Here is a 9,746-nt window from a genome sequence, read left to right as displayed (position 1 = left end):
TCCTTCCCAATCCCCCCGCACACGATTATCATTTTCATTTAGCCTTTTTGAGTATTTTAACTGATTGACAAATGTGGAATTACCTTAACCTCTCACCGATGAGGTTAAGTAATGAAGATAATTTATTTTCTTTTCCCATACCCAATGCCCAATGACGGCAGTTGCTCTACTTGGGGAGACCCCAAGACCGCACTGCCTCCCCCATGCCCCATACTAATTAAACAGTAGCCAAAACATGCGATCGCACATCTTCCACTAATTGATGTAAATTACCTGTATTTAGGCGATAACTCAACGGGTGTGCAATCAACCGCGCTGTACTTTCATACAAAGTTGTAATTTCTACCAAACCGTTTTCTTTTAAAGTCCGCCCTGTAGAAACTAAATCCACAATCGCCTCTGACATTCCCGTAATCGGCCCTAGTTCTACGGAACCATAAAGCGGCACAATTTCTACAGGTAAATCCAAACTTTGGAAATATTCACGGGCACAGTTAACATACTTAGAAGCCACTCGACCATGTGCAGGTAAATCTAAAGGCGATTTGTAAGGGCTGGATGCTTTAACGGCTACAGACATCCGACAACCTCCAAAATGCAAATCTACCAAATGTGCCACCTGGGGCTGTTTCTCCCGCAGCACATCGTAACCGATTATACCTAGTTGTGCTTGACCATATTCAACATAAACGGGTACATCCTGACCCCGCACTAATAATCCTTTTGCTTTTCCGCTAGCATCAACAATTTGAAGTTGGCGGTTCCCTGCGTCTAAAAAAGCGCTAAAATCCAATCCTACAGCTTGCAGTAGGCGGATGCTATTTTTCAGTAGTTCCCCTTTTGGCAATGCAACAGTCAACATTATCGTTCTTGGTATCCTTGGCATATCGGCGGTTCATTATTGAGAATATCTCGATATGCTGACCACAAGCAGTATGAGAATTTTATTAGTTGATGACGAAATTGAATTAACTGGCCCCTTGAGTCGCGTCTTATCCCGTGAGGGCTATATTGTCGATGCGGCTGATGAAGGGATAAATGGTAGTAATCTAGCGCAAACAGGCAATTATGACTTGTTAATTTTAGATTGGATGATGCCAGGAAAGACAGGTTTAGAAATTTGTCAAGAATTACGCCGCCAAGGTAAAACCACACCTGTATTGTTTCTCACTGCTAAAGATACTTTAGATGACCGAGTTGAAGGTTTAGATGCAGGTGCAGACGATTATTTAGTCAAACCTTTTGAATTGCGGGAATTACTAGCTAGAGTTCGCGCTTTGTTACGTCGCGCTGGCGCTGAGACATACAGTAATCCCACAGGACGCTTAATTGTAGCTGATTTAGAATTAGATATTGACAATCAAATAGCTTATCGTCAAGAACGAGTAATTGAGCTATCACAAAAAGAAAGTCAATTGCTGCAATATTTTATGGAACATAGCGGACAATTATTAACTCACGCCCAGATTATGCAAAATCTCTGGACGGATGAAGAACAGCCCAGCAGTAACGTAATTGCGGCTTTAATTCGGCTGTTGCGGCGGAAAATTGAGGTTACAGGGGAAACGCAGCTAATTCACACCGTTTATGGCAAAGGTTACCGCTTTGGCGTTGTTACTGGCGAGTAGATTTTGCTTAAGTCGGTGAGTATGTCAAAAGCTGAATATCGTAACAATCGCGTCTGATGCGGTAACTATCGCGCCTGATGCGGTAACAATCGCGCCTGATGCGATAACTGTCGCGCCTGATGCGATAACTATCGCGCCTGATGCGGTAACTATCGCGCTTGATGCGATAACTATCGCGCTTGATGCGATAACTATCGCGCTTGATGCGATAACTATCGCGCTTGATGCGATAACTATCGCGCTCGTTGAGGTTCATACGTGTCAACTTAAGCTAAAAGCTATATACAGCGCGTGTTGTACAAAAACCCTCGCCCTCATCCCTTCACCCCTTCTCCCCCAGGAGAAGGGGAATTAAATCTCTTGCTCCCCTCTCCTAGTGGGAGAGGGGCTGGGGGTGAGGGCAGAACGTTGTCGCCAAGCGGGTTTCGCCTTAAGTTGATACCAATGGTTGAGGTTCCCCCCGTTGTAGCAGACGAATTAATTCGCTTGCTTGAGACTTGTTTAGATTTTAAATTTTGAATTTTCAATCCAAAATCTAAAATCTAAAATCTAAAATTCGGTCAACCTACACCTCAACCGTTTCACCCACATCACCGGCAAAAAACTCCGTGTTGTGATAAAGTACCGCATCAATCCGACAACCTTGATAAGCTAAAACATATAACTCCTTCAAGTCCTTCATTAGCGGATAGCGGGGGTTTGCACCTGTACATTGGTCGTCAAATGCTTGTTCTGCCATTTCTTCTACCTTGGCGTAGAATTCTTTATCTTCATCACCCAATGCTTGTTTAATCGTCGCCGGAATGTCAATTTGCTGTTTGAGATTTTCAATCGCCGCAATCAATAATTCGACTTTTTCATCGGCTGTATTTCCACCTAAATGCAGATGGTCGGCTATTTGTGCATACCTATCTTTGGCATTAGGATATCTGTATTGGGGGAAAATCGCTTGCTTAAAGGGAATATCCGTAGCGTTGTAGCGGATAACGTGAGAAATCATCAAAGCATTAGCTAACCCGTGGGGAACGTGGAAGCTAGCACCAAGTTTATGTGCCATTGAGTGACAGATACCTAAGAAAGCATTAGCAAAAGCCATACCTGCAATTGTCGCTGCATAATGTACTTTTTCCCTAGCTTTGATATCCTTAGCACCATTTTGGTAAGCACTGGGTAAATATTTAAACAATAATCTAATTGCTTGCAGTGCTAAACCATCGGTAAATTCAGTCGCCATTACGGATACGTAGGCTTCTAAGGCATGAGTTAATGCATCAATCCCGCCATAAGCCGTGAGTTTTTTCGGCATATTCAAGGTGAGTTCCGGATCGGCGATCGCAATATTCGGAGTTAGGGCATAATCTGCTAAGGGATATTTCACGCCAACTCTGTCATCTGTCACCACAGCAAAGGGAGTTACTTCTGAACCAGTACCCGAAGTTGTGGGAATCGCCACCATAATGGCTTTTTGTCCCAAAGGCGGTAATTCATAAACCCGCTTGCGGATATCCATAAACCGCATCGCCAAACCTTCAAATTCCACATCGGGATGTTCGTACATCAACCACATGACTTTAGCCGCATCCATTGGCGAACCGCCACCAATCGCAATAATTACATCTGGTTGATAGCTTCTGAGTAAAGCTAATCCTTTATTTACATTTGATAATGTGGGGTCTGGTTCGACATCGTGGAATACGTCATGTTTCACGCCAATTTCGTCTAAAACTTGGGTGACTTTATCGACAATTCCTAAATCAAATAATGGTTTATCTGTAACAATGAAAGCCCGTTCTTTACCTACCAAATCGCGCAAAGCTACAGGTAAACAACCATATTTGAAATAGATTTTTGGTGGGACGCGGAACCACAACATATTTTGTCGCCGTTGCGATACCGTTTTAATATTCACCAAGTGATGGGGTGTGACGTTATCGGAAATTGTATTTCCGCCCCAAGTACCGCAACCTAAAGTTAAGGATGGGTCAAGTTTAAAGTTATATAAATCGCCAATCGCCCCTTGAGAAGATGGAGTGTTAATCAAAACTCTCCCAGTTTTCATCCGGTTTTCAAAATAGGCAATATCATCCAAATTGTCTGGATTTGTATACAATACCGAAGTATGTCCCAAGCCGCCAAATTCGATTAGTTTTTCAGCTTTATCTACAGCATCATGGAAATCTGAGGCGCGATACATTGCCAAAATTGGTGATAATTTTTCATAGGCAAAAGGTTCGCTATCTCCTATATTATCCACTTCACCAATTAAGACTTTATGAATCTTTTGGGCTGTGAGATTATCGTCTTTTGGCAGAGAAATTCCGGCTAATTTCGCTAAAGTTTCTACTGACTGTCCGACAATTGCGGGATTTAATCTACCATCTTTCAAAATTATATTGCCCAGCTTTTGTCTTTCCTCATCATTGAGAAAATATGCACCCCGACTGATAAATTCCTGTTTAACTTTGGCGTAAACATCATCAACCACAACCACAGATTGTTCCGAAGCGCAAATCATGCCGTTGTCAAAGGTTTTACTTAATAAAATTGAACTAACAGCCATTTGAATGTGGGCGCTACTATCAATTACGGCTGGAGTATTACCAGCACCCACACCTAAAGATGGATGTCCTGAAGAATAAGCAGCACGTACCATTCCCGGCCCGCCAGTCGCTAAAATTAATTTAACTTCTGGATGCTGCATTAAGGCTTTGGATAACTCTACAGTTGGCTCATCAATCCAACCAATAATATCTTCTGGCGCACCAGCCGCAATTGCTGCTTTGAGGACAGTTTTAGCTGCTTCTACAGTGCAGTTTTTCGATTTGGGATGGGGTGAAAAAATAATCGCATTTCTGGTTTTTAAAGCAATTAAGGCTTTAAAAATTGTTGTCGCTGTGGGATTAGTTACTGGAACAATTCCCGCCACAATTCCTACAGGCTCAGAAATTTTTTGAATGCCAAATGAATGGTCTTCTTCAATAATTCCGCAGGTTTTTTCGTTTTTGTATTTGTTGTAAATAAACTCTGAAGCAAAGTGATTTTTAATTACTTTATCTTCCACAATCCCCATACCTGTTTCTGTAACAGCTAATTTTGCTAGGGGAATCCGTTCGGCGTTAGCAGCTAATGCAGCCTTTTTAAAAATGACATCAACTTGTTCTTGAGAGTAATTGGCGTATTTCGCCTGTGCAGCTTTTACCCGTTGTACAAGTAATTCTAATTCTTCGATATTCGTAACTTTCATATTTGTATCCTGCTGCGGAATTTACTACAGATATTTCACTCGTGCGCCATTCATCAAATTAGGAATCAATCATCAATTCCAGCAAATGACTAATGACTAATGACTAATGACTAATGACAGCCACCACCAATATTTTGATTGCATCGATTACTTAAATCGCAAATATTCCTCGACTGCGAAAGATATCTAACGCTGCTTGTACCTGTTCTGGAGATGGTGGTTGAGTATCTCTCAATAAATATTCAAATCCTAATTCTTGCCATTTGTATTCACCCATTTTATGGAATGGTAAAACTTCCAATCTCTCTACATTATTGAATGGGGCAACAAAATCAGCTAACCCGGTAATATTTTGGGGATCATCTGTGAGACCGGGAACTAACACAAATCGAATCCAAGTAGGCTTATGAATGACATTGAGATATTTAGCTAAGGCTAATGTTGGTTCAATGCTGCGACCTGTAACTTTAGTATAAGTATCAGGGTCAAAAGATTTAATGTCAAGCAAAACTAAATCGACAAATTCTAGGACAGATTTAGCGGCTTCCAAATCACAAAAACCAGAAGTATCTAATGCTGTATGAATTCCTAATTCTTGACAGCGTTTAAAAATTTCGCGAACAAATCCTGGCTGCATTAATGGTTCTCCACCAGTGATTGTTACACCACCACCAGAAGATTTCATATAGGATCTATACTTCTGAATTTCTGTGACTAATTCGTCAACGCTGGTTTGTTTACCATTTTCCAGATAGCGACAATCAGCATTACTGCAATAAAGACAGCGTAGCGGACAACCAGATGTGAAAATTACGAATCGAATACCAGGCCCGTCAACTGTCCCACAACTTTCTACTGAATGAATGTAACCGGAATTAATAATTGCTGGAAATATATGGCTATTTTCTCGCGTGTGATGTTCTATGGGAAAATGCGGGAATTTTAGATTGTGCATGAATTTCACCTAAGTTGACATTAGCTATCAACCTGTCTTTTGACTCTCACCTATGAGTTATAGATAACAATTGTGAGGAAGTTGTGGGGATACTGTGGTGTAAACAATCAATTTGCGAAATTAAATTTGGCTTTTTGCGATCCCCATTAGATATATATCTAAATGATTTAATCGTGAGAATTTTCAGTCATGGTAGGGGCATTGGCACTGCCATGCCCTCTAGAATATATTGATGTGCCGCAAACATTATTTACAGCTATTTTTAGGTAAATAAACCATGCTGTAGGGGTACGGCAGCGACCATTAGTGTCAACTTAACGTGAAACTCGCTTTGTAGCAAGGTTTTTGCCCTCACCCCCAGCCCCTCTCCCTGAGGGAGCGGGGAGCAAGAGATTCAATTTCCCTTCTCCCTGAGGGAGAAGGGGTTAGGGGATGAGGGCGAGGGATTTGTACAATGCTCACCGTATATAGCTTTTAGCTTAAGTTGACACCTATGGGCACCGACAATCTTTTGGTACATGTAATAATTTTACTGGTGTTCCCTACGACAGATGTGGTTCAAATAGGTGAAAACTGCTGTAAATTGGTACTATTTCGCCTCGCCAATTAATGTAAACGCCGCCCAAGCGCTAGGATTTGGATGCTGTTTCATCGTCGTCAACATCGCTTGACGCAAAGCCCAAGCTTTATCTGGATTCTTCTGCAACTGACGGTAAAATTCCCCCATTAATAATGCCGAAGGACTATCGGGAATAGACCATAATGTAACAATCACACTCGGCGCACCGGCAGAAATTAAGGCGCGAGATAAGCCAATGACACCATCGCCTGTGAGTTTACCTTGTCCGGTATCGCAAGCACTTAATACAACTAATTCGGCGTTAATTTTTAAATCTAAAATTTCATTGGCAGTTAGTAAGCCGTTATCTTTACCATCAGGGGCGAGAGCTACAGCACCAGGGACACCCAAACCTTTAAAATCATCAAGTAAGCCGTGGGTGGCTAAATGAATAAATCTCGCTTGGGGTAATTTTTGCATAAAAGCGGCTTTAGTCGCATCTTTACCTGTGATGGCTTTGGTGTTTAACAGTTGGGCTATGTCTTTAGCTTCTTTTTCCGCACCTGGTAACGGAGTTAATTGTTGCGGTGCTTCGCCGACTTTGGGGGGAACGCTGGGCATGATAGGATTACCCACAACTAAGGCTTGATTACCAGAAACTTTCTGCCGTTGTTGGCGAGTTAAATCTAATACTTGAATTGCTGGGGCAGTGAGGATAGTGTGTTTTTCAATTAAATATTTACCTTGCTCATCTTGTAAAGCGGCGAAGGGGACAAGGAATAAAGATTCTTGAGGTATAAATGTTACTCGCTCATCAGGATTTTTTGGTAGCAAGTCAGCAATAGGATTAATGAGTAATTTGTGTAGCTTTTGAAAGCGTTGTTTAACTTTAGCTGGATTGGGGTTGTGAGTTACAAAAATACCCCGACCTCTGACACCGATTGACTCACGGCTGTTGGTCACTAATTCAGCTAAAGTTGTATTTTCTTTTTGCCATAAATGTTTAAGGTCAGCTTTACGGAAAGTAACTTCACCCGTGGGTTTGATTACCCAAATGTAGAGTTCTGATTCTTGAGTTTCTTGTTTACCCTGAACTTTGACATCATCATAAATAATTGAATATTCAACAAGTGTCGCCTTTTGTTGTTTGGCGATTTGTTGCAGCAGGGATAATGTGGGTTCTACATTTGCCAGGGCATTTTTACCAGACAAACGTGAATTTAACAAATCCACCAGCGCCCTACTACGTCCTTGCTCGGAGATTAAGAGTGCATCGTTGATTTTATTCTGAGCAATCAGTACTTCTTGCAATAGACGGTAGGTGCGAGCTTGTTGTTCAAAAATTGAGATTTTATAAGCATCGTTGTTCCCCAAGTCTCCTCGGATAGATTTTAATACTTCAATACCAGCAAGCAGGATTTTTTCAGCTTCTGGGAGTTTGCCGGATTTTTGGTAAGCTCCTCCCAGATTGTTCAGAGCAGTACCCTCACCTTTACGGTCTTTAATTTCCCTAGCGATCGCCAATCTCTGCTGCTGGTAGTCAATGGCTTTGGTGTAGTCTCCTAGAGCATAGTAAGCAAGTCCCAGATTGCCCAGAGCATTTCCCTCCCCTAAACGATCTTTGATTTCCCTAGCAATCGCCAAATTCTGCTGGTGGTAGTCAATGGCTTTGGTGTAGTCTCCTAGTGCATGGTAAGCAATTCCCAGATTGCCCAGAGCAGCACCCTCACCTTTACGGTCTTTGATTTCAAGAGCGATCGCCAATCTCTGCTGCTGGTAGTTAATGGCTTTGGTGTAGTCTCCTAGTGCATCGTAAGCAAGTCCCAGATTGCCCAGAGCAGCACCCTCACCTTTACGGTCTTTGATTTCAAGAGCGATCGCCAAACTTGAGGAGTGGTAGTCAATGGCTTTGGTGTAGTCTCCTAGAGCATAGTAAGCAAGTCCCAGATTGCCCAGAGCATTTCCCTCACCTTTACGGTCTTTGATTTCAAGAGCGATCGCCAAACTTGAGGAGTGGTAGTCAATGGCTTTGGTGTAGTCTCCCAGTGCATGGTAAGCAATTCCCAGAGTGCCCAGAGATTGTCCCTCCCCTTGACGGTCTTTGATTTCCCGTGCGATCGCCAATCTCTGCTGCTGGTAGTCAATGGCTTTGGTGTAGTCTCCTAGAGCATAGTAAGCATTTCCCAGATTGCCCAGAGCATTTCCCTCACCTTGACGGTCTTTGATTTCCCGTGCGATCGCCAATCTCTGCTGCTGGTAGTCAATGGCTTTGGTGTAGTCTCCTAGGACACGGTAAGCAACTCCCAGATTGCCCAGAGCATTTCCCTCACCTTTACGGTCTTTGATTTCCCTAGCGATCGCCAATCTCTGCTGCTGGTAGTCAATGGCTTTGGTGTAGTCTCCTAGAGCATAGTAAGCAAGTCCCAGATTGCCCAGAGCATTTCCCTCACCTTGACGGTCTTTGATTTCAAGAGCGATCGCCAAAGTCTGCTGGTGGTAGTCAATGGCTTTGGTGTAGTCTCCTAGTGCATAGTAAGCATTTCCCAGATTGCCCAGAGCAGCACCCTCACCTTGACGGTCTTTGATTTGGCGATAGATAATTAGTGCTTGTTGCCAAGACTGTAATGCTGCTTCAAATTGACTGATTTGATATTGCTCAACACCTTGATTAAACAATCTATCTGCTTCGGCTTTGCGGTCGGCTGATGTTTGCGCCAGTACTCGTAACTCTCCTGGTGAGGCGAAAAGGCTGAAAGTTATTGGTGTGGAAGCTGTGGCGATAACTAGGGCGAGGAAACTTAGACCAAGGTTAGGAAAGCGCATAGGGAATGATGAATTATGAAGGATGAATTATGAAATTAAGATTGGGTGGGGAAGTATAGGAATCCGATTTGATTATTGAAAAAATCTAAGTATGTGTAGGTAGGGCAATGCCCACCATATCCGGGTTTCGGTGGGCAATGCCCACCCTACGTATATTTCAAAAATCAAATATGAATCCTATATGGGGGTTAAGTAATTAAGTTAAGCTGTTTTGTCAAGGAATATGCTAAAGAGTTGGTGAATTTGGCTAAATTTTGCATAATTTAACCGCAGCACCAGCGTTATTTGCTGGCTTATTGTTATATAGTTCTGAGCAGGGTGGGGGTTATGCAGTTTTGCGGGGAAGAAATTTACTAAATTGCAAATTGCATCAAAAAACACCATTAACCCGTAGGGGTTTGGCACTGACCACAGGTGTCAACTTAATGTGAAACCCGCTTGGCGACAACTTTCTGCCCTCACCCCCAGCCCCTCTCCCACCAGGAGAGGGGAGCAAGAGATTTAATTCCCCTTCTCCCTCAGGGAGAAGGGGTTAGG

The 9,746-nt window shown here is 42.7% G+C and carries 6 protein-coding genes; 1 reads left to right on the top strand and 5 read right to left on the bottom strand.

What is annotated here, in order from left to right; translation table 11 throughout:
• Positions 1 to 217 precede the first annotated feature (217 nt).
• Complete coding sequence (gene hisG / locus H6G41_RS30415) at positions 218 to 862, bottom strand: ATP phosphoribosyltransferase (RefSeq protein WP_190751596.1); 645 nt, start codon at positions 860 to 862, stop codon at positions 218 to 220.
• 73 nt (positions 863 to 935) lie between these two features.
• Here hisG and rppA point away from each other — a divergent pair, with 73 nt between their 5' ends.
• Positions 936 to 1,628 (top strand): two-component system response regulator RppA, encoded by a 693-nt coding sequence (rppA, locus tag H6G41_RS30410; protein ID WP_190751602.1) that lies wholly within the window; start codon positions 936 to 938, stop codon positions 1,626 to 1,628.
• Positions 1,629 to 1,635: 7 nt separating this feature from the next.
• Here rppA and H6G41_RS30405 read toward each other — a convergent pair whose 3' ends face one another.
• From H6G41_RS30405 to H6G41_RS30390, 4 genes are all read right to left on the bottom strand, one after another.
• Positions 1,636 to 1,884, bottom strand: a complete 249-nt coding sequence (locus tag H6G41_RS30405; RefSeq protein ID WP_190751594.1) for a hypothetical protein — start codon at positions 1,882 to 1,884, stop codon at positions 1,636 to 1,638.
• Positions 1,885 to 2,193: 309 nt separating this feature from the next.
• Positions 2,194 to 4,872 (bottom strand): bifunctional acetaldehyde-CoA/alcohol dehydrogenase, encoded by a 2,679-nt coding sequence (adhE, locus tag H6G41_RS30400; protein WP_190751592.1) that lies wholly within the window; start codon positions 4,870 to 4,872, stop codon positions 2,194 to 2,196.
• Positions 4,873 to 5,023: 151 nt separating this feature from the next.
• Complete coding sequence (pflA, locus tag H6G41_RS30395) at positions 5,024 to 5,827, bottom strand: pyruvate formate-lyase-activating protein (RefSeq protein WP_190751589.1); 804 nt, start codon at positions 5,825 to 5,827, stop codon at positions 5,024 to 5,026.
• Between the two features lie 589 nt (positions 5,828 to 6,416).
• The gene (locus H6G41_RS30390; protein WP_190751587.1) at positions 6,417 to 9,209 is read right to left on the bottom strand and encodes a CHAT domain-containing tetratricopeptide repeat protein; all 2,793 of its coding nucleotides are present in this window, start codon (positions 9,207 to 9,209) and stop codon (positions 6,417 to 6,419) included.
• Between the last annotated feature and the right edge of the window lie 537 nt (positions 9,210 to 9,746).

Source organism: Tolypothrix sp. FACHB-123 (genome assembly GCF_014697075.1).
Lineage (GTDB): Bacteria > Cyanobacteriota > Cyanobacteriia > Cyanobacteriales > Nostocaceae > Aulosira.
The sequence above is the reverse complement of the archived record's forward strand: the minus strand, read 5'-3'. Positions and strand labels throughout refer to the sequence as shown.

Excerpts from the sequence above, each read along its gene's own strand:
- hisG (WP_190751596.1), bottom strand. The coding sequence starts at position 862 with ATGTTGACTGTTGCATTGCCAAAAGGGGAACTACTGAAAAATAGCATC.
- adhE (WP_190751592.1), bottom strand. The coding sequence starts at position 4,872 with ATGAAAGTTACGAATATCGAAGAATTAGAATTACTTGTACAACGGGTA.
- pflA (WP_190751589.1), bottom strand. The coding sequence starts at position 5,827 with ATGCACAATCTAAAATTCCCGCATTTTCCCATAGAACATCACACGCGA.
- H6G41_RS30390 (WP_190751587.1), bottom strand. The coding sequence starts at position 9,209 with ATGCGCTTTCCTAACCTTGGTCTAAGTTTCCTCGCCCTAGTTATCGCC.
- rppA (WP_190751602.1), top strand. The coding sequence starts at position 936 with ATGAGAATTTTATTAGTTGATGACGAAATTGAATTAACTGGCCCCTTG.
- H6G41_RS30405 (WP_190751594.1), bottom strand. The coding sequence starts at position 1,884 with ATGAACCTCAACGAGCGCGATAGTTATCGCATCAAGCGCGATAGTTAT.